The following is a 19,024-nucleotide window of genomic DNA, read 5'->3' as shown; positions in this document are numbered from 1 at the left end:
ACAATAGGATGGAAATCTCAAACAAAAAAAATGGGACCAGAGTAGGATGTTTAAACTCAAAAACAAATTATATAATTCAAAAGACAATAAAATTATACAAAGCAGGTATAAGTGAAAATTTGAAAGGAGGAGAGTGCCAAAAATAACCTGCATAAACCTAAAAAAACGGAGGAAATTAATTATGAATATCAAAAACATGAGAAAAGGTGTAGCGCTTTCGATAGCGGCAATTATGGCAATGAGCGGCCTGGGGACAGTTTCTGCACATGACTACAATAGAACATACAGCAGCTCAAGCCGAACAAGCAGTGACGCTGTCATATATAATTATCTGAACGCGGATTTCTTTGAAGAATATTTCGATGTAGATTATTCTAAGGACTCTGCAAAGCTGAAGGCACTTCAACTTGAGGTGAAGAAGCTGCTTGTCAAAAAAGGTGTAAGGTTGGACTCAAGAAGGAGCGTTAAGAGATATTTGCTAAATAACAAAAGCGAAGTCTACGCTATAATCAAGGCTCTGAATGCATCGGCTTCAGCATCTTCTACAACAACTACAACAACTACAACAAAGCCTTCAACAACTACAACAACTACAACAACTACAACAAAGCCTTCAACAACTACTACAGCTTCAACAACTACAACAAAGCCTTCAACAACTACAACTGCACCTTCCACAACAACTACGTCTTCTACGACAACAGCGTCATCTTCAATATCGGGAACATCACTGATTAATGACGCTTTCGACAGCCTTTCAAATTGGAACAAGGAAACTTCAACATCATACGGTGTAACTATAACAAAGGATCCACTGAATTCAAACAACAACGTTGCAAGATTCGAGCTTAGAGATACAGATTCAAAAGTATACAGCGGACTTAGAAGTGAAATAGCTTCAAAATGGAAGGCCGAGCCGGCGGGAAGCGAGATCTGGTACAACTGGAAGTTCATGGTTGACCCTGCGCACTCAAACAACTCGGATTGGGAGATACTAGGTCAGTGGCATCCACAGCCAGTAGATGGAAACTGGGATAACGCAGATGAGTATGTAAACGGAAGACCTACAATATCAATTCAATATCATGATGGATATATGTATGTGGTAGTTCACAATCTAAAGGTTGGAGTTACAGAGATAAGATCTGAAAAAGTTGCAGTTAAAAAAGGTCAATGGGTAGACCTGAAAACTCACATAAAGTGGTCACAGGGAAATGATGGCTACATAGAAGTACTTGCAGATGGCAAGCCTATGGCATTCGTTACTGAGTACAATGCCAACTGGGATGCTAAAAAACTTCCTGGCGATTACAGATTGAACATACCAACTCTTCTGAATTCTGCGGGAGATTACTTAAAGCTTGGTTCATACCGTAACACATCTTCACAAACAGGAAAAAGCATAATATATTATGACGATTTGAAGATAACAAGAGTAAAATAAATACAGATTAAATTATTTAGTTCTAAAGAGCCTTAACAGGCTCTTTTTTTTTATTTATATGCGCGTGTATTTGGGTATAAAATATTACGATATTGCAACGATTGCAAAATATGCGGATGGAGAGAAATCAAATGAAAATAGTTATAGTCAATGACTATGCAGACATAAAAGGAGTTTCAAGTGCTGTAGCCATTGAGAGTGCCAGAGCCCTTGCTCAAGCTGGCGAGAGTGTGATATTTTTTTGTGCTGCAGGGCCGATTGATGAAAAGTTAATTCACAAGAACATAACAGTTATAAGTATGGACCAAAAGGATATCATAGAAAACAGCTATGAGAACAGCAGATTATGGAACAGAAAGGCTTATGTGTCCTTGGGACGTTTGCTGGGTTCACTAGATAAGAACAACACTGTAGTTCATTTTCATTCGTTTGTGAATATCCTTTCATCAGCTGCACTAAGAGTAGTTAAAGACAGGGGCTTCAAGTGCGTGCTCACACTTCACGATTATTTTACTGCATGTCCCAATGGCAATTTTTATGACTGCAGAAATGAATCTTGCTGCGAACTCGAGGGGCTTTCAGCAGCATGCATAAGGAGCAATTGTGAAAAGCGGGGGTATATGCACAAGCTGTGGCTATGCTCACGGCAGGCGATACAGATGAAAAAAGGCAGGGTGCCTGCAGGCGTTGATGCCTTTATAAGCATTTCAGAGTATAGCGAAAGAATACTTCGTCCATATCTGTCTGAATCAGCCAGAATATACAGGGTGAAAAATCCGGTTAATATACAAAATGAAGGTCCGGAGAGGGTGGCGGAAAGCAAGGTTTTCACTTTCTTGGACCGACTAGGAGCTGAAAATGGAGCCGGCATATTTGCGCAAGCCGCATCATTGGCGGGCGTTGAAGCCACTTTCATAGGTGATGGGCCGATGAGAAAACAACTTGAAGAAATATTACCGGGCGCATTATTCAGCGGGAGGCTGAGGCCTGAAAATGAAATAAGACTACTTCGCGAATCGAGAGCTATTGTTTTCCCCACGTTGCTTAATGAGATGCATGCTTTAGCCGTACTAAAAGCCAAAGCTCTTGGAATTCCGTCAATAGTATCAAGCGGCTCTTCTGCAGAAGAGTTCGTTGAAAGCGGCGAGGACGGGTTTATATTTGAAAGGGGAAGCATAGATGATCTTGTGCAAAAGCTCAAGATTATGGGGAGTGACTCTTTGGTTAGAAGAATGGGGCGGGAAGCTCACAGAAGATACTGGGAGGCTTCTTGGACTCCTGAAAACCATGCTATAGAGCTGATGGAAGTATACAATGATGTCTTGGGAGGAATATGAGCATGCAGAGAAAAAAAATATGTGTTCTGGGACTTGGATATATTGGTTTACCAACGGCTGCGATGTTTGCAACACATGGACACAATGTAATTGGCGTGGACGTGAGAAGCAAGGTTGTTGATGCGCTCAACAATGCTAAGATAACAATAGAAGAGCCTTATCTTGATATATTAGTGCAGGCGGCTGTCAAATCAGAGAATCTTATAGGCAGCACGGAGCCAGAGGAAGCCGATGTTTTTATAATAGCAGTGCCAACGCCTATAACAAATGACAAGAGGGCTGACATGAGATATGTTGTTGAGGCGGCAGAGAGTATAGTTCCATACGTCAGAAAAGGCAACATAGTAGTTCTTGAATCAACATCGCCTCCGGGAACGGTAAGGGATGTCCTATGTCCAATACTTGAGCGCAGCGGGCTTGTTCTTGGCGAAGAGTTGTATGTGGGACACTCGCCTGAGAGAGTTTTGCCGGGCAAAATACTAATGGAGCTGGTGGGCAATAACCGTATAGTGGGCGGCATAAACAGGATAAGCGCAGAAAAGATAAAAGACATATATAAGACCTTTGTAAATGGTGAAATTTTTCTGACTGATGAAACAACGGCAGAAATGTGCAAGGTAATGGAGAATACATTCAGGGATGTCAACATAGCCCTTGCAAATGAACTTGCCAAGATATGTGAGGAAACAGGCATAGACGTATGGGAAGTCATAAGACTGTGCAACAAGCACCCCAGAGTGAACATACACCAGCCGGGGCCTGGCGTAGGCGGACACTGCCTGGCAGTGGATCCATGGTTCATAGTCGAAAAAAATCCTAAAACCGCAGGGATAATAAAAATGGCAAGACAGACAAACGATTCTATGCCGCATTTTGTGGCGGATGCAATAGATGGAATGCTAGGAGAAAGCGACTATTCGCGTAAGATATGTATTTTGGGTGTTACATATAAGGCGGATGTTGATGATACGAGGGAGAGCCCTATAATAGATCTAATTTCCGTACTCGGCAACAGAGGATATGAAGTCGCCGCTTATGATCCGCATGCAACGAAGTTCTCATGTGAAGCGAGAAGCCTTGAAGAGGCGGCAAGTGAAAGTGAAATGGTTGTGCTTGGCGTGAATCATGAAGCCTTCAAAAAAATTAATTTTACAGAGCTATGCAGGCTTACTAAGGGAAAAGTTTTTTTCGACCTTCGCAACTTCATGGACAGAGAAGAACTCGAAAGGGCAGGATTTAAAGTCAAGGTGCTGGGCAGTGGCAAGGTGGATGTGAAGGAGGCTGAGGCGGAAGATATGGCGGAATAATCGATAATTAGATACTTAGATAATTAATTCAGCTGGGACAAGGGGATGATATAGTAGCCTCCTGTCCCAATACTTTTATGGAGATGAATTTCATGGGCAAAAATGGAATTAATGATGAATATGTGATAATAGTAGGCTGTGGGAGGCTGGGAGCGCATCTTGCGAATGCACTTTTTGAATCTGGTAAAAGCGTTGTAATAATAGACATGAAACCTTCTGCTTTCAGAAGACTGGTTGAGGGTTTTGGAGGTTTTGCTCTTGAGGCTGACGCCACAGAACTGGACACCTTGAAGAAGGCTGGAATTGAGAATGCGGATGTTTTTGCAGCTATAACTGATGATGACAACACCAATATAATGCTGGCGCAGATAGCAAAAACTATATACGGCGTTAGAAAGGTTATTGCAAGAGTCTACGAGCCCAACAGACAGAATGTATATGAGGAATTGGAAATTAAAACCATATGCCCCATGACCCTTTCAGCCGAGGCCTTCAAGGATAGCATAGAGAATGATGAGGGAGGTGATTAGGTTGAATATAATGGTTGTAGCTGGATATAGAAAGGTGCATTTCCTCGTAAAAAAATTTATTTCGGAAGGGCACAAGCTGACGATTATACACAGGGATGAGGAGGAGTGCAAAAAACTCGCCAAGATACATAAGGCGTCTATTGTCCATGGAGACGGTACTGACCCGGCAATACTTGAAGATGCGGGAGTTATGGACAATGATGTACTTTTGGCCATTTCGAGCAATGACGCTGAAAATTTTGTGGCTTGCCAGATTGCGGGAAGGGTGTATGGAGTCGATCGTACATTGGCTTTTGTAAACGAGCCTGAATATATAGACGTGTTCAAACGCCTTGGCGTAAGCACTGTAATAAGCACTGCTGATATAATATACAATATGATAGATCAGAAGATTTCTGTAGAGGAGATAATTAACCTTATGCCCATGGAAGATGGGAAGATTGGCATAATGGACATAGAAATAGCAGATGATTTTAAATCGGCAGGAAAGAGTCTTGCGGAGATTTCGCTGCCCGAGGATTCGGTAATAGCCTTTATTATAAGGGGAGAGCGGCAGATGGTGCCACGTGGGAGCACCGTAGTGAAAGAGGGTGACAGACTCATAATACTTTCTCTAAGTAGCGTGCAGACCGCGGTGATTGAGGCAATTAAGGGAAGGGTTGATTGATTTGACGTATTCAGACGTGATGCAACAAAGGCGCAGGCTTATATGGGGCTACGCCGGCAAGATACTTATGGGATCTTCGCTTATATACCTTCTGCCTCTCCTTCTGATCCCATTTTATCCGGAGGAGTCTGCTAATGCAGCGGGATTTTTAATTCCTGCTGCATTGGCGCTAATAATAGGATTCATATTTAATTCTAAGGGTGATGGGAAGGATGAAATATTAACAACAAAAGAAGGCGGCGTAATAGTTATAATAACTTGGAGTCTGACGGTGCTTATATCGGGATTGCCGTTTATGATATCGGGAGGCATGAATTTCACGCAAGCTATTTTCGAATCTGTAAGCGGTTGGACTACAACGGGACTTTCTGTAGTAGCAGACGTGAAGAATACCTCTAAGCTGTTACTTTTGTGGAGGAGCATAACGCAGTTCTTAGGAGGCGCAGGTCTAGCTGTCATTATGATATCCGCCATAATAGGTCCCCATGGCTTTGGATTTTACAGTGCCGAGGGAAGGGAGGACGTGGTTCCCAACGTCGTAAAATCAGCAAAGAGCATAATGATTATATACATAAGCTACTATATAATAGGCGCGGCATTCTACATTGAAGCGGGAATGCCTTTCTTTGAGGCCATAAACCATTCTGCCTGCGCCATAGCCACGGGGGGATTTACAACCAGGCCTGGAAGCATAGGCAGCTATGACAGCAAACGGATAGAGCTTATAACAATTATGCTCATGCTCCTTGGAAATATAAACTTTGGAACGCACTATATGCTAGTCAAGGGAGAGGCGCGAAGATTCTTCAAGCTTGGAGAAATAAGATTACTTGCATTTATATTGTCGCTGTTCATACCGCTTGTTTTTTTGTTTTCGACTTCGAGGATTTACAATTCGGCAGAAATGGCTGCAAGAGCTTCGTTTTTCGAGCTCATATCGGCCCTTACGGGTACTGGATATACAATAGTAGACTACAATAGGTGGGATGATTTTGGAATACTAGTAGTAATTATGCTTATGATAATAGGGGGAGGTACATGTTCCACATCAGGGGGGATTAAGCAGTACAGGGTATTGTTGCTTTTTAAGGCGCTCTACTGGAGCATGAGGAGGTATTTTGCACCTAAAAATGAGATTAGGCATGAGTATATTGAACGAGCAGAGGGACAATACGAAATAAGCAGCGAGCATATTGTCAGCACGGCCTGTTTTGCAATAATGTATATGAGTGTTTATATTGCCGGCATAATTGTATTTGTCATAAACGGCTACAGTCTCAGGGATTCAATGTTTGAGTTTGCATCGGCAATTGGCACGGTCGGTTTTTCTATTGGAATAACCTCGCCTAGCGCGCCGGGAATAATCCTCTGGACTGAAATAGCAGGCATGTTCCTTGGGAGACTGGAGTTTTTCGTGGTGTTCTTTGGGTTTATAAATCTTGTGAAATTGCTTCGGGTGCAAAAGCGAGCATAATGGGAAATCCGGTGAAATAATCGGCCGTACGCTAAAAAACCTGATAAAACGTGGAATCCAAGTTTTATCAGGTTTCTTTTTACGCCAGCAGCATTCTGTCGCTAACCTCATCTTCGCAGCCTGCCTTCTCGAACATAGAAAGCAGCTTATCCTGAGTGAGTTCTTGCTTTTCCTCGCCGCATATGTCGATGGCGATTCTGCCCCTTTGCATCATAAGCAGTCTGTTGCCCATCTTCATGGCGTGGTTCATATTGTGGGTCACCATCAGAGTTGTTATCTTCTTCTCGGTGACAATTTTTTCGGTAAGATTTATTATTACCTCAGAAGTTTTCGGGTCGAGCGCTGCGGTGTGCTCATCCAGAAGCAGTAGCTCAGGAGAAGTCATTGTAGACATTATGAGCGAAAGCGCCTGCCTTTGGCCGCCCGATAGCAGGCTGACCTTGGTGTGGAGCTTGTCCTCGAGTCCTATGCCTATTTGGGAAACAAGTTCAGAGAAGAGTCCCGTCTGCTTCTTGCTGGCTCCCCTTGAGAGGCCGTATATCTTGCCCTTGTTGTATGCAAGCGACATGTTCTCAAGTATTGTCATTGAAGGGCATGTGCCCTTTGAAGGATCCTGGAAAACCCTGGCTATAGACCTGGCCTTGCGGAACTCAGGCATGTGAGTTATGTCGGAGCCTCCAAGAAATATCGAGCCCTCGTCCGGATCTATCTTGCCGGAAACCAGGTTTAGGAGCGTCGACTTGCCGGCTCCGTTGCCGCCTATTATCGTTATGAAGTCGCCGTCGTTTACGCTTAGAGAAAGTCCCCTGTATAGGTTGTTTTCATTTACAGTTCCTTTGTTAAAGGTTTTGTACAGATTGTTTAGCTGAAGCACCTGCAACCCCTCCTTTCAATAACCTTCTGAGTCCGGTGAACCTGTGTGCGTTGCCGGCAGAAAGGGCAAAAACTATTATTACGCATGTTACAAGCTTAAGATCGGTAGGCGAAAGCCCAAGATTGAGCGCCGCGCCTATGCTGAATCTGTACAGTATGGAGCCAAGCAGCGCCATTGTTGTCGGAAGCATTATGGAAATTCTCTTGAATATAGTCTCTCCGAATATTATGGATGCAAGCCCCATTACAACTATTCCTGTTCCCATTCCAACGTCTGCAAATCTCTGGTACTGAGCCATTACGGAGCCTGCAAGGGCTACAAGGCCGTTAGACAGCATAAGAGCAAGTATCTTCATTTTGCCGGTGTCTATTCCGAGTGAGGTTATCATGTCTGGGTTGTCGCCAGTGCCTATTATTAGAAATCCAAGCTTTGTCGACAGCAGGAAGTCGAGCAGCAGTTTTGATGCCACTGCAAATGCTGCTATGACAATAAGTGGATGCATCTCCAATGAAAATATGGTTTCGTTGTTGAAAAGCGGAAGGTTCGATTTGCCCATGATTCTGAGGTTTATAGAGTAAAGTCCTATCATTACTAGTATTCCCGAAAGAAGGTTGGTTATGCCAAGCTTCACATGAAGGAATCCTGTTATGAAGCCTGCAGCCAGCCCTGATGCAAATGCTGCAAGGCATGATATGAAAGGGTTTACGCCGTTTAATATAAGTACAGAGGCGACGGCTGCTCCTGTAACGAAGCTGCCGTCAACCGATAGGTCTGGAAAATCGAGTATCCTGTATGTTATATATACTCCAAGGACCATTATTGCAAATATTAGTCCCATCTGAAGCACATTTATTGAAAAATCCAGCAATTGAGTCATCTCCCTTAGTCTATTTTACAAACTCTGCCCTTGATTTAAGTTCTTCAGGAATTGTAATTCCGAGCTTTCCGGCAGTAGTTTCGTTTATAACAAGTGTAGTGTCCTCAAGAAGGCCAACAGGTATCGCTCCTGCAGTTTCGCCCTTTAGTATTTTGGCAGCTATTTTGCCTGTCTGAAGTCCAAGGTTGTAATAGTTGATTCCCTCTGTAGCGAGTGCGCCGCCTTTGACTGCGCCGTCCTCTGCGCTTATTACTGGTATCTTGTTTTCAATGCACTTGTTGGCTACAAGAGGCATTGAGGATACAACAGTGTTGTCAGTAGGCACATATAGCGCGTCTATATTTCCAATTGCTGAGTTTAGCGCCTGGTCTATGTCGTTTACAGTTGTGATTCCAACTTCAACTATTTCAAGTCCAAGCTTTGCAGCAACCTCTTTAGCTTGCTTTACCTGAACCAGAGAGTTGGCCTCGCTTGTGTTGTATATTATGCCTATTTTCTTTGCGTCAGGAACAAGTTGATTTATAAGTTCAAACTGTTTTTCCATAGGAGCAGCGTCGCTTGAGCCCGTAACGTTTCCGCCCGGCTTTTCAAGAGAAGCCACAAGGCCTGCGCTTACAGGGTCAGTTACAGCAGTAAAGACTATAGGTATGTCTTTTGTTGAGTTGTATGCAGCCTGAGCTGAAGGAGTAGCTATTGCAACTATCAGATCCTTCTTGGCGGCGACAAAGCTGTCTGCTATAGTCTGGGCATTGGCCATCTCGCCCTGAGCGTTCTGAAGGTCTATCTCAAGGTTTTGGCCTTCAACAAAGCCCTCTTCTTTGAGCGCGTCAATAATACCCTTTCTTGCATCGTCGAGTGCAGGGTGTTCAATAAGCTGTGAAATTCCAATGCTGTACGTTTTTTCTGAATTTGCGGATTCGTCCGGAGCCTTTGAGCAGCCTCCTAAAAATGAAGTGGACAAAAGAATTGAAGCACAAAAAATAGATATGAGTTTCTTTACCATACTACCATCCTCCTAAGATTTGAAATTGTGATTTGATTGTTTGATGCTTTAAAATCCTACGCGCCCCTAGGGCCTACAAGTGCTTTTAGCCATTTTCAACTCATATGAAAAGGCTGTATGAGGAAAATTATATATTTAAGAGGGTATAAAGTCAACCCTGCTTTTGCCGATACAATACACAAGAAGCGTTGGAGATTAAATGGCTCCATGGATTGACAAAAAATAATCATGCGCCGGCGCGTGATTATTTTTGAAAATTCCGAATACGCAATTAAACAATTTCAAAAACATGAATATATATGATAAAATGATGTAAATAAAATGATGTGAATTGAACAAAAAAATCAGAGGTGTTGCTTTGTGGCAGATTTGTCGTTCGGCATAAACGTAAAAGGTGAACAAGACCAGTTTGATTTTTTCAGACTCATGTTTCAAAACTACCCTGGCATCATGCTCATAATAGATCCGGACTCGGGAGTGATAGTCGAGGCGAATGCGGCGGCGGAAAACTTTTATGGCTATGGCAGAGAAAGCCTCATAGGAATGGACATATGCAGCATAAATAGATTTCAAAAGCAGGACGCCGAGTTGAGACTCAAGGCTGCGCTCTCCGGTATAAGCATGTCAAATATGAAGCACTACACCTTTGACGGGACCGAGAAGAATGTCAAGGTTTTCCTGGCTCCAGTGGAACTTGGGGGTAAAGTGCTGATTCACGCTGTGATATTCGAGGTGAGCGAGGGCGACGGCGAATTCGAAAATGAAGTAGTCAGCAACAGGAAATACCTCCACATGGCTCTTCATGACGATCTCACAGAGTTGCCCAACAAGCGGTTTTTTAAGATGAGGGTTGAAGAGGAGATACTAAAGGCGAGTGTGGGAGGCGGCGGCTTCGCCCTTGTCTTCATAGACCTTGACGATTTCAAGCACATAAATGACACTCTCGGGCATGTCACAGGCGATAAGATGCTGAGCCTCATAGGCAAAAAGCTCAAGAATTCTGTAAGGGGCGCAGACTTTGCGGCCAGATTCGGGGGAGATGAGTTTGCAATAGTGCTTCCGGGAGAGCAAGACAGAGAAGAAGCCGAAACCATTGCCCAGAGGATAAAAAAATCCATAGAGGATATTTTGGAGATTGACGGCCAAAAGCTTCAGGTTTCTTGCAGCTATGGCATAAGCATATATCCCTCTGACGGAGAAGGCTTTGTGGAGTTGCTCAGGGCGGCAGACAAGGAGATGTACAACTGGAAGCAAAGCGTCGAGGAGAATCATTATAGATAACACGGAAAAAAACCGCATTTGAAAAAATGCGGTTTTTTTATTTCGACTATTCTGATTTGAAATAGACCTTTTCATTCTCGAGCACAGGTATAGATCTGTGTGCAAGGCCTATTACCATGTCATCGAGATGGAGCACCCCGATGCTCAGGAAAAGGCATATGCTTATGTGCTCGCCGGAGCGGGCTATGCCTATTTTTCCTCCTACGCTAAAGCCTGTGGCCTTCTCGGAAACCTGGTTGATTGCTTCCCTGGCTGCGCCTATTATGGCGCCCTCGTGTATGTGTAGGTTTTGTATTATTCCCGTGCGCTTTGACGCCACAAGCGCCCTTTCGATTATCTTGGGTATGGACTGTATGAGATTGCCCCCTACATCCACGCCCGTAGAAAGTATGCCCGCTTTTTTGTAATCCCTGGCAAGCCTTTCCTCCTCTTCGCGAGTTGAAAGAGCGAGTTTTATTGCGGCCTTGGCCACGTCTATGCTTTTCATCATATTTTTCACCTGCCCGAAAATTATAACGGCCAACTGTATGCATACTGGGGCCATTTATGTCACATTATAGCATAAATGCATGCAGCTTACTTAATAATATTTTATTCCCTTTCGAGTGCAAAAAAAACCATGAATATGAATATTTAATATAGGAAGTAATATTTGCGCAAGGCATGAAAAGGGGGAGTTGGCATGGTGGTTGTCAGGGATATTAAGCTTTCGAGGGATTTTTCGCTCTCGGAGTTTGCGTGCAGGGATGAGAAAAGGAGCGTATATGTCGATGCAGAGCTGGTGCAGAGGCTGCAACTTCTGCGGGACTACTTCAAAAGGCCTGTTGTCATAACAAGCGGCTACAGAAGCAGGGAATATAACAGGAGCGTAGGCGGAGCAGACGGGTCGCAGCATCTGGAAGGGCGCGCTGCCGATATAAAGGTCATAGGGGTGGGCATGGAGGATATAGCTAGAGCTGCTATACAAGCCGGTTTTAAAGGCGTAGGCATATACGGAAGCTTTGTCCATGTGGATGTGAGGAAGACTTTGATAAACAGCTGTGGAAGGCAGTATGACGTTTGGCGCGGAAAATAGAAACTGTTTCATATTAAAGACGTATTTTTGTTATAATATATTATAATCAGCCTGTATATTAAGCTGCGATTACTTCCTGGAGAACGGATTTGCGGGAACAGCTTATTTATTAGGAAGCAGGATAAGACGTAATAAAAGTATCATACTTTGGAGGTTGAGATGGATAATACCGGTTACGATAAATTATTGTACGAAAGACTTATATATAGGAAACAATATATAATAATGCCTTATACGATTGACGGGCCTTCGGAGTGGAAAACATACGGCATACGCAACGACAGACTTGTTCTTCATGTACATCCCGAGCTTGAAGTGACAATCGCCGATGACGAAAAAAGAAAGATTGTTCTGCTGGGATACGTTTTGGATTGGCAGAATCCTGAATACGGTAACGGAGACATACTGAAAATGCTGTTAAGGGAAAACAGGGATTTCGACAGCTTTATTGAGGCTACATTCAGCCTTGGCGGAAGGTTCGTCATGATATACGAGGATGACAAATGCTGTAGGATTTATAATGATGCGGCGGGCCAGATGGAGCTATATTACCATAAGGGAAGCAAAGGCTTGGCATGCGCAACTCAGCTTCCGATAATGAAAAGATATATGGAACTCGAAATGAACACGGACAAGGGAGTACAGGAGTTTTACGAGAGTGAAGATTTCGCAAATTCTCTCAGGCAGTGGGTAGGGGAAGACACGATATATAAGGCTACAAGGAGGTTAAACCCCAATTTCTATCTGGACTTAATTGAGGGTGAGGTAGTAAGGTATTGGCCCTTAAAGCCTCTAAGGAAAAGGTCACGCCAGGCTTCAAGTGAAATGGCCTGTTGGATGCTTAAGGGTTTCATGAATGCAATATCAAGAAGAGGTAAGCTGATAATCCCTGTGACTGCGGGATGGGACAGCCGCCTTGTGCTAGCGGCCACAAAGGACATTAGAGACAGAGTGACTTATTATATAATCAAGTATCCCTGGATGGATGACGAAAGCAAGGAAATGACCATACCAAGGAATATGTTCGAGGAATTGGGAATACCATTTAAGGTTCTCAATCCCGGAGCCGAAGCGGATTTGGATTTTAGCAGGGCATATATGGATAACACTGCATACCCCATAGCTGAGAATATTCCGGGAGCTTATAACATATTCTATAGAATGTTCAATGACAGGATTAATATCACAAGCCAAGTGAGCGAAGTTGTAAGAAACTACTGCGGCACAATAAAGTCTCCAAATGGCAAGCTTTTTTCAACATTCATCGGATATGAAGGAAATAACGACTATGTCGTGAGAATGTGTGATAAATGGATCAATAAGAATTCGAAGCTTGCAAAGGAAATGAACATAGACTTGCTGTCACTTTTTATATGGGAAGAGGGGCTTGGCTGGGAGGCTTCGCAGAGGAGCCAGGCAGATATAGCAATAGAGGAATATTCGCCTTTTAGCTGCAGAAATCTTCTGGAGATGCTGCTTTCGGTTAATGATTCCTACAGAAACAAGTACAATTGCAGCCTTTACAGAAGTATGATTGAGATAATGTGGCCGGAGGTGCTTGGAGAGCCTGTCAAACCCTCGTTTAAGAACACCTTGAATGGAGCGCTGGTATCGATGGATATGCTCTATTCCGCAAAAAAGATTTTCAAGAAACTTTAACGAATTGGGCGGAATTCCCCACTCTCAAGGCCACCTTGCTCACGATAGTGAGAGCGTAGGGTGAGGATGGATAGCCCTGCCGTAAGGCAAATGTGGTATACAATGAATACGAGGTGATGCCAATGATTCTTGATACAAACAATCATTCAGTATTCAAATTGAGTTACCACTTGATATTAGTTGTAAAATATCGTCGTAAGGTAATAGATTGTGCTATTTCCAACAGACTGAGAGAAATTTTCGAATATATATCTCCAAAGTACGGAATCACTATTGAAGAATGGAATCACGACAAAGATCATGTCCATGTCTTGTTTAGAGGCTGTCCAAACTCAGAAATATCAAAGTTTATAAATGCGTATAAGAGTGCAAGCAGTCGGCTGATTAAGAAAGAGTTTCCAACTATCAAGCAATATTTGTGGAAAGAATACTTTTGGAGCAAGAGTTACTGCCTGCTAACTACGGGTGGTGCGCCCATTGATATTGTCAGACAGTACATCGAAAGCCAAGATCAGAAAGCGAGGTGAACCGCTATGCTAAGAGCTTACAAGTATCGAATCTATCCAAATGCAGAGCAAAGAGAATACTTCGCCAAGTGCTTCGGCTGTGTCAGATTCGTCTACAACAGAATGCTTGCAGACAGAATCGAGTATTACAAGCAAACTGGCAAGAGCTTAAACAACACTCCTGCCGAGTACAAGAAGGAGTTTGAGTGGCTCAAAGAAGTAGACAGCTTAGCTCTTGCAAATGCTCAACTCAATCTAAACAAGGCGTACAAGAACTTCTTTCGAGATAAGTCCGTGGGTTTTCCGAGATTCAAGTCGAAGAAGTCCAATAGGCACGCCTACACGACCAACAATCAAAAAGGCACAGTCACCATTGAAGATGGCTACATTCAAAGCCAAGGGCAGCAGCAACAGAGCCAAAGCAAGGCTCAAAGTAGCCAAGCTGCATGAGAAGATTGCCAATCAGCGCAAAGACTTTCTTCATAAGGCTAGTTCTAAAATCGTCAGCGAAAACCAAGCAATAGCGATTGAAGACCTCAAAGTGAAGAATATGCTGAAGAATCATTGTCTCGCAAAAGCCATATTCGAAGTGTCGTGGAGCATGTTTAGGACAATGCTTGAATACAAGTCTAAGTGGAATGGCAGAGATTTGGTTATCGCACCATCGAATTATGCCAGTTCTCAATTATGTTCAGACTGCGGATATAAAAATCCAGAAGTCAAAAATCTTGGACTAAGAAAGTGGACTTGCCCTGAGTGTAGAGCAGTACACGAGCGTGATATAAACGCGGCAAAAAATTTGCTGAAACTAATATAATAGTTTTGGTATTTTCGAGGTCGGGACGACCTTAGGAGCTTGGGTAAACTTGGAGCGGTAGCTCTATTGACCAAGAAGCTCCCACTTCTAAAGTGGGGGTAGTTCACCTAAGAAACGATCTAGAAAGACTGATGATGCTTAGGGGAATTCATATCCAGGTTTGTAGTATTCGCATTTTAGATGTATTATTATATTAAAAAGAGTAGGAAAAACAGAGAAATGGAAGTCTCGTGATACTAGGAGGATGCGATGCTAAGGGAAGTGGATGCGAAGTTAATAACGCAGGCGGTAAAGGAGATGTGCATAAGCGCGAATATTAACCTTCAGGAGGATGTGCTGGATAGCCTAAAAGGCAGCATAGCTATAGAGGAGTCGGCTGCAGGCAAAGGGATACTCGAGATAATAGTTCAAAACGCCAATCTGGCCAGGGAAAAATGTGTGCCTATATGCCAGGATACGGGAATGGCAGTGATATTCGTAGAGCTTGGGCAGGAGGTGCACATAACAGGCGCAGGCCTGGAGGATGCAATAAACGAAGGCGTGAGGCAGGGCTACGCTGAAGGATACCTTCGAAAATCTGTGGTTTCAGATCCGCTGCTCAGGGTCAACACTGGGGACAACACGCCGGCCATAATATACACACAGATTGTAGAAGGCGACAAGATCAAAATCACAGTTGCGCCAAAAGGCTTTGGAAGCGAGAATATGTCCAGGGTTAAGATGCTCAAGCCTTCGGACGGGGTAGAAGGCGTAGTTGATTTTGTGGTTGAAACCGTTTCTATTGCAGGTCCAAATCCGTGCCCGCCTATTGTAGTTGGCGTTGGCATCGGCGGAACAATGGACAAGGCGGCATACCTTGCCAAGAAGGCGCTGCTGAGGGAGATTGGAAAGCACAGCGACAAGGAGCACATAAGGGAGCTTGAAGTAGAGCTGCTTGAGAGGATAAACTGCCTGGGCATAGGGCCTCAGGGACTCGGGGGAAGGACAACGGCGCTTGCTCTGAACATAGAAACATACCCCACCCACATAGCGGGGCTCCCTGTGGCTGTAAACATAAACTGCCATGCTTCAAGGCACGAAGAAAGAGTCATATAAACCCAAAAAGACCTGGATACTTACTCCAGGTCTTTTTGGGTTGTGAAAATTCATTCAAAATCGTAAAAAAATATTCAGAACTGAAAAAATATTTAAAAATTGAAAAAATATTTGAAAAACATTTTTATTTATATATAATATATAAGGGACGATTTTAGGAACGTCTGTTGATACATAGATACTTATTTTAAAAGCATTATTTTTAGGAGGATTATTAGAATGGAAAACAATCAAAACTGTAAGATTGTCACAGCTGATCCGTCGGCACTTGGTCTTTTTGGACTTGCAATGGTTACTCTAGTGGCTTCGTCTTCAAAGCTTGGCTGGACTAGCGGCGTTTCTCTTGTTATACCTTGGGCTATATTCCTTGGAGCATTTGCTCAGCTTTTTGCATGTATAAACGATGCGAAAAAGAACAATGTTTTCGGAACTACTGCATTTGGAGGATATGCTTTCTTCTGGATGGCTGTGGGAACTACTTGGCTTATACAAAACGGTGTTTTTGGAAAGGCTCTTGCCGAATCAGCCGATGTAAAGCAGCTTGGATTTGCATTCGTAGGATATCTTATATTCACGCTCTATATGACTATAGGGGCAATGGAAACTCACAAGGTTCTCTTCATGATATTCGTCCTTATCGATTTCCTTTTCCTTGGACTTTCATTCAGCACACTTGGAATAGCAGTGGAGCCTATGCACCTGCTTGCAGGATGGTCTGAGTTTGCAATAGCAATGCTTTCATTCTATGGATCGGCAGCTGCAGTGCTTAATACGCACTTTGGCAAGGTTGTGCTTCCTGTAGGAAAGCCTTTTGGAATATTCAAATAAAAAGAGAGAGCAGGGCTTTCGCCCTGACTCATATAATTTTTCATAATGCAATCATATTAAGAAGGGGTTCTCTTGAAGGTTTCAAGGGGACTTTTTTCTATTTTGGAAAGTATTATGGAGCTACGTGCCTGTTTGCGTATTTAATTTATACGAATAGTATTACGCTATGTGGTGGTAAAAATGCGTACAAAAACTTATATTTTTATGGTGATGTATGTGATATTATAAACAGAGCAGATAAATTATGTTTTAATTTTTAGAAAGAGGGGAATCTGAATGAGCGAAGTCATAAGAATAAATGCCCCGCTTACAAAGGAAAAGGCAATGGAGCTAAGGGCGGGGGATATGGTGCTTATAAGCGGCAGTATATACACTGGAAGGGACGCGGCCCACAAGAAGCTTATGGAAGCGATAGCAAATGGTGAGCAGCTTCCTTTCGACCCTAAAGACCAGATAATATACTACGTGGGACCAACTCCGGCAAAGCCCGGGGCTGTTATAGGTTCGGCGGGGCCTACAACAAGCAGCAGGATGGACAAGATGACTGTTCCGCTTCTCGAGCGCGGCCTGACAGGTATGATAGGCAAGGGAGCCAGGAGCGCGGAGGTCATTGAAGGAATGAAAAGCAGCGGAGCCGTTTATTTCGCAGCCGTGGGAGGAGCGGGAGCTCTGATATCAACGTGCATAAAAAGCTCTGAGATAGTTGCATACGAGGAGCTCGGCCCCGAGGCTATAAGAAGGATATACGTGGAGGATTTTCCGGCTGTTGTTGTGATAGACAGCAAGGGAGATAGCCTTTATGAAAGCGAGAGGGCTAAGTACAGTAAGGAATATGCAGAAGACAAACCCAAATAGCAAGTTTGAAAAAAGTTTACTTGATTCAACAAATATATAGAGAAAATGCTTAATACAATATTTTAATATCCGGAGGGACTTTATGGATTTCAACAGCATGTCGATTGAACTTCACAAAAAACACAAGGGCAAGATAGAAGTATGCAGCAAGGTCAAGGTTGAAGACTCTGTGGATCTTTCTGTGGCTTACACTCCCGGAGTGGCTCAGCCTTGCAGGGAGATAGCTGAAAAGAAGGAAATGGTATATGAATATACTTCAAAGGGAAATCTGGTTGCGGTTGTAAGCGACGGAACAGCAGTGTTGGGACTTGGCGACATAGGTCCTGAAGCGGCAATACCGGTAATGGAGGGCAAGGCCATACTTTTCAAGGAGTTTGGCGATGTTGATGCTTTCCCCATATGCCTTTCAACAAAGGACGTTGACGAGATAGTAAAGGCTGTAAAGCTCATGGAGCCTGTTTTCGGAGGGATAAACCTCGAGGACATATCAGCTCCAAGGTGCTTTGAGATAGAGAAAAGGCTAAAGGAAGAGCTCGACATTCCTGTTTTCCACGATGATCAGCATGGCACTGCCATAGTTGTGGCTGCAGGACTCATAAACGCCCTCAAGCTCACAGGCAAAAAGCTTGAGGATATGGAGGCTGTAATAAACGGCACCGGATCTGCGGGAATAGCAATAGGCAAGCTCCTGCTTAATATGGGCATCAAAAACATAGTGTTCTGCGAAAAAAAAGGAGCCATATACGAGGGCGCCGAAGGCATCAACTGGGCTCAGGAGGAGGTTGCAAAGCTTTCAAACACCCACAATGAAAAGGGAACCCTTGCGGAGGTGCTTAGGGGCAAGGACGTTTTCATAGGAGTGTCCGGTCCTGGAGTTGTGTCTGTAGAGATGGTAAAATCGATGAACAAGGACGCCATAGTGTTTGCAATGGCAAATCCGACACCTGAGATAATGCCTGAGCTGGCAAGGGAAGGCGGGGCATTGATAATAGGAACAGGAAGATCTGATTTTCCAAACCAGGTAAACAACGTGCTTGCATTCCCTGGAATATTCAGGGGAGCTCTTGACGTTAGGGCAAGCGAAATCAACGAAGAGATGAAAATAGCGGCGGCGTACGCCATAGCCAACACAATATCGGAAGATGAGCTCGAGCCTGAGTATATACTTCCAAAGGCTTTCGACAAGAGAGTTGCAAAGAACGTGGCTGGGGCAGTGATGGAAGCTGCAAGAAAGACTGGAGTCGCAAGAATATAGCGGAATACTGACTGTATGATTAAATATAAATTGAAGCGGATGTGCATGTGAAAAATATTCTGGGGTATATAATATACCTCGGAATATTTTTTTGTTGGGTTTTCGCTATTTTGGCACAAAAGTTTTTGTCATATAATTAA

The 19,024-nt window shown here is 43.6% G+C and carries 20 protein-coding genes; 16 read left to right on the top strand and 4 right to left on the bottom strand.

Annotation, left to right across the window (positions count from 1 at the left end; genetic code table 11):
- Positions 1-181: 181 nt before the first annotated feature.
- The 6 genes from EAL2_RS14825 to EAL2_RS09270 all read left to right on the top strand — a co-directional run bounded on the left by EAL2_RS14825 (position 182) and on the right by EAL2_RS09270 (position 6,759).
- Positions 182-1,444: a polysaccharide lyase gene (locus tag EAL2_RS14825; RefSeq protein ID WP_025436115.1), complete on the top strand. Its 1,263-nt coding sequence runs from the start codon at positions 182-184 to the stop codon at positions 1,442-1,444.
- A gap of 131 nt (positions 1,445-1,575) precedes the next feature.
- Entirely contained in the window at positions 1,576-2,781 is a 1,206-nt protein-coding gene (locus EAL2_RS14820) for a glycosyltransferase family 4 protein (RefSeq protein ID WP_025436114.1), read from the top strand.
- Between the two features lie 2 nt (positions 2,782-2,783).
- The gene (locus EAL2_RS09285; protein ID WP_025436113.1) at positions 2,784-4,088 is read left to right on the top strand and encodes a nucleotide sugar dehydrogenase; all 1,305 of its coding nucleotides are present in this window, start codon (positions 2,784-2,786) and stop codon (positions 4,086-4,088) included.
- 77 nt (positions 4,089-4,165) lie between these two features.
- Positions 4,166-4,618, top strand: coding sequence for a potassium channel family protein (locus EAL2_RS09280; protein ID WP_201770167.1), 453 nt, complete (start codon positions 4,166-4,168; stop codon positions 4,616-4,618).
- A gap of 10 nt (positions 4,619-4,628) precedes the next feature.
- The gene (locus EAL2_RS09275) at positions 4,629-5,285 is read left to right on the top strand and encodes an NAD-binding protein (protein ID WP_242842514.1); all 657 of its coding nucleotides are present in this window, start codon (positions 4,629-4,631) and stop codon (positions 5,283-5,285) included.
- A complete protein-coding gene (locus EAL2_RS09270) occupies positions 5,278-6,759 on the top strand; it encodes a TrkH family potassium uptake protein (protein ID WP_201770166.1) in 1,482 nt (493 codons plus the stop codon). The genes EAL2_RS09275 and EAL2_RS09270 overlap by 8 nt, the downstream gene beginning before the upstream one ends.
- Positions 6,760-6,838: 79 nt before the next feature.
- On the opposite strand, the gene EAL2_RS09265 is transcribed toward EAL2_RS09270, so the two are convergent.
- The 3 genes from EAL2_RS09265 to EAL2_RS09255 are packed head-to-tail and all read right to left on the bottom strand — an operon-like array spanning position 6,839 to position 9,513.
- Positions 6,839-7,633 carry an ABC transporter ATP-binding protein gene (locus EAL2_RS09265; RefSeq protein ID WP_025436109.1) on the bottom strand — a complete coding sequence of 265 codons (795 nt, stop codon included), beginning with the start codon at positions 7,631-7,633 and terminating at the stop codon, positions 6,839-6,841.
- Positions 7,599-8,510: an ABC transporter permease gene (locus EAL2_RS09260; protein ID WP_051489218.1), complete on the bottom strand. Its 912-nt coding sequence runs from the start codon at positions 8,508-8,510 to the stop codon at positions 7,599-7,601. Before EAL2_RS09260 ends, EAL2_RS09265 begins: the two co-directional genes overlap by 35 nt.
- A gap of 10 nt (positions 8,511-8,520) precedes the next feature.
- Positions 8,521-9,513 (bottom strand): ABC transporter substrate-binding protein, encoded by a 993-nt coding sequence (locus EAL2_RS09255; RefSeq protein ID WP_025436108.1) that lies wholly within the window; start codon positions 9,511-9,513, stop codon positions 8,521-8,523.
- A 360-nt stretch (positions 9,514-9,873) separates the two neighbouring features.
- Here EAL2_RS09255 and EAL2_RS09250 point away from each other — a divergent pair, with 360 nt between their 5' ends.
- Positions 9,874-10,794, top strand: a complete 921-nt coding sequence (locus EAL2_RS09250) for a sensor domain-containing diguanylate cyclase (protein ID WP_025436107.1) — start codon at positions 9,874-9,876, stop codon at positions 10,792-10,794.
- Positions 10,795-10,840: 46 nt separating this feature from the next.
- On the opposite strand, the gene EAL2_RS09245 is transcribed toward EAL2_RS09250, so the two are convergent.
- A complete protein-coding gene (locus EAL2_RS09245) occupies positions 10,841-11,284 on the bottom strand; it encodes a HutP family protein (RefSeq protein WP_025436106.1) in 444 nt (147 codons plus the stop codon).
- Between the two features lie 192 nt (positions 11,285-11,476).
- Between EAL2_RS09245 and EAL2_RS09240 the strand changes: the two genes are divergently transcribed.
- From EAL2_RS09240 to EAL2_RS09205, 9 genes are all read left to right on the top strand, one after another.
- Positions 11,477-11,869: a D-Ala-D-Ala carboxypeptidase family metallohydrolase gene (locus EAL2_RS09240; protein ID WP_051489133.1), complete on the top strand. Its 393-nt coding sequence runs from the start codon at positions 11,477-11,479 to the stop codon at positions 11,867-11,869.
- A gap of 159 nt (positions 11,870-12,028) precedes the next feature.
- Positions 12,029-13,528: a hypothetical protein gene (locus EAL2_RS09235; protein WP_025436104.1), complete on the top strand. Its 1,500-nt coding sequence runs from the start codon at positions 12,029-12,031 to the stop codon at positions 13,526-13,528.
- 122 nt (positions 13,529-13,650) lie between these two features.
- The gene (tnpA, locus tag EAL2_RS09230; RefSeq protein WP_025436103.1) at positions 13,651-14,055 is read left to right on the top strand and encodes an IS200/IS605 family transposase; all 405 of its coding nucleotides are present in this window, start codon (positions 13,651-13,653) and stop codon (positions 14,053-14,055) included.
- A 6-nt stretch (positions 14,056-14,061) separates the two neighbouring features.
- On the top strand, positions 14,062-14,484 hold the full coding sequence (locus EAL2_RS16095) for a helix-turn-helix domain-containing protein (RefSeq protein ID WP_025436102.1): 423 nt from the start codon (positions 14,062-14,064) through the stop codon (positions 14,482-14,484).
- Positions 14,414-14,851, top strand: a complete 438-nt coding sequence (locus tag EAL2_RS16090; protein WP_330375760.1) for an RNA-guided endonuclease TnpB family protein — start codon at positions 14,414-14,416, stop codon at positions 14,849-14,851. Before EAL2_RS16095 ends, EAL2_RS16090 begins: the two co-directional genes overlap by 71 nt.
- Positions 14,852-15,100: 249 nt before the next feature.
- Complete coding sequence (locus tag EAL2_RS09220; protein ID WP_025436101.1) at positions 15,101-15,946, top strand: fumarate hydratase; 846 nt, start codon at positions 15,101-15,103, stop codon at positions 15,944-15,946.
- Positions 15,947-16,165: 219 nt separating this feature from the next.
- Positions 16,166-16,774, top strand: coding sequence for an acetate uptake transporter (locus tag EAL2_RS09215; RefSeq protein ID WP_025436100.1), 609 nt, complete (start codon positions 16,166-16,168; stop codon positions 16,772-16,774).
- 276 nt (positions 16,775-17,050) lie between these two features.
- Positions 17,051-17,629, top strand: coding sequence for a Fe-S-containing hydro-lyase (locus tag EAL2_RS09210; RefSeq protein ID WP_025436099.1), 579 nt, complete (start codon positions 17,051-17,053; stop codon positions 17,627-17,629).
- Positions 17,630-17,711: 82 nt separating this feature from the next.
- Complete coding sequence (locus tag EAL2_RS09205) at positions 17,712-18,884, top strand: NAD(P)-dependent malic enzyme (RefSeq protein ID WP_025436098.1); 1,173 nt, start codon at positions 17,712-17,714, stop codon at positions 18,882-18,884.
- The last annotated feature ends 140 nt before the right edge of the window (positions 18,885-19,024 follow it).

The sequence above is a fragment of the Peptoclostridium acidaminophilum DSM 3953 genome, from assembly GCF_000597865.1.
Taxonomy (GTDB): domain Bacteria; phylum Bacillota; class Clostridia; order Peptostreptococcales; family Peptostreptococcaceae; genus Peptoclostridium_A; species Peptoclostridium_A acidaminophilum.
The sequence above is the reverse complement of the archived record's forward strand: the minus strand, read 5'-3'. Positions and strand labels throughout refer to the sequence as shown.

What these genes read in the sequence shown, in the direction of transcription:
- EAL2_RS14825 (WP_025436115.1), top strand. Translation starts at nt 182, where the DNA reads ATGAATATCAAAAACATGAGAAAAGGTGTAGCGCTTTCGATAGCGGCA.
- EAL2_RS14820 (WP_025436114.1), top strand. Translation starts at nt 1,576, where the DNA reads ATGAAAATAGTTATAGTCAATGACTATGCAGACATAAAAGGAGTTTCA.
- EAL2_RS09285 (WP_025436113.1), top strand. Translation starts at nt 2,784, where the DNA reads ATGCAGAGAAAAAAAATATGTGTTCTGGGACTTGGATATATTGGTTTA.
- EAL2_RS09280 (WP_201770167.1), top strand. Translation starts at nt 4,166, where the DNA reads ATGGAGATGAATTTCATGGGCAAAAATGGAATTAATGATGAATATGTG.
- EAL2_RS09275 (WP_242842514.1), top strand. Translation starts at nt 4,629, where the DNA reads ATGGTTGTAGCTGGATATAGAAAGGTGCATTTCCTCGTAAAAAAATTT.
- EAL2_RS09260 (WP_051489218.1), bottom strand. Translation starts at nt 8,510, where the DNA reads ATGACTCAATTGCTGGATTTTTCAATAAATGTGCTTCAGATGGGACTA.
- EAL2_RS09255 (WP_025436108.1), bottom strand. Translation starts at nt 9,513, where the DNA reads ATGGTAAAGAAACTCATATCTATTTTTTGTGCTTCAATTCTTTTGTCC.
- EAL2_RS09245 (WP_025436106.1), bottom strand. Translation starts at nt 11,284, where the DNA reads ATGATGAAAAGCATAGACGTGGCCAAGGCCGCAATAAAACTCGCTCTT.
- EAL2_RS09240 (WP_051489133.1), top strand. Translation starts at nt 11,477, where the DNA reads ATGGTGGTTGTCAGGGATATTAAGCTTTCGAGGGATTTTTCGCTCTCG.
- EAL2_RS09235 (WP_025436104.1), top strand. Translation starts at nt 12,029, where the DNA reads ATGGATAATACCGGTTACGATAAATTATTGTACGAAAGACTTATATAT.
- tnpA (WP_025436103.1), top strand. Translation starts at nt 13,651, where the DNA reads ATGATTCTTGATACAAACAATCATTCAGTATTCAAATTGAGTTACCAC.
- EAL2_RS16095 (WP_025436102.1), top strand. Translation starts at nt 14,062, where the DNA reads ATGCTAAGAGCTTACAAGTATCGAATCTATCCAAATGCAGAGCAAAGA.
- EAL2_RS16090 (WP_330375760.1), top strand. Translation starts at nt 14,414, where the DNA reads ATGGCTACATTCAAAGCCAAGGGCAGCAGCAACAGAGCCAAAGCAAGG.
- EAL2_RS09220 (WP_025436101.1), top strand. Translation starts at nt 15,101, where the DNA reads ATGCTAAGGGAAGTGGATGCGAAGTTAATAACGCAGGCGGTAAAGGAG.
- EAL2_RS09215 (WP_025436100.1), top strand. Translation starts at nt 16,166, where the DNA reads ATGGAAAACAATCAAAACTGTAAGATTGTCACAGCTGATCCGTCGGCA.
- EAL2_RS09210 (WP_025436099.1), top strand. Translation starts at nt 17,051, where the DNA reads ATGAGCGAAGTCATAAGAATAAATGCCCCGCTTACAAAGGAAAAGGCA.
- EAL2_RS09205 (WP_025436098.1), top strand. Translation starts at nt 17,712, where the DNA reads ATGGATTTCAACAGCATGTCGATTGAACTTCACAAAAAACACAAGGGC.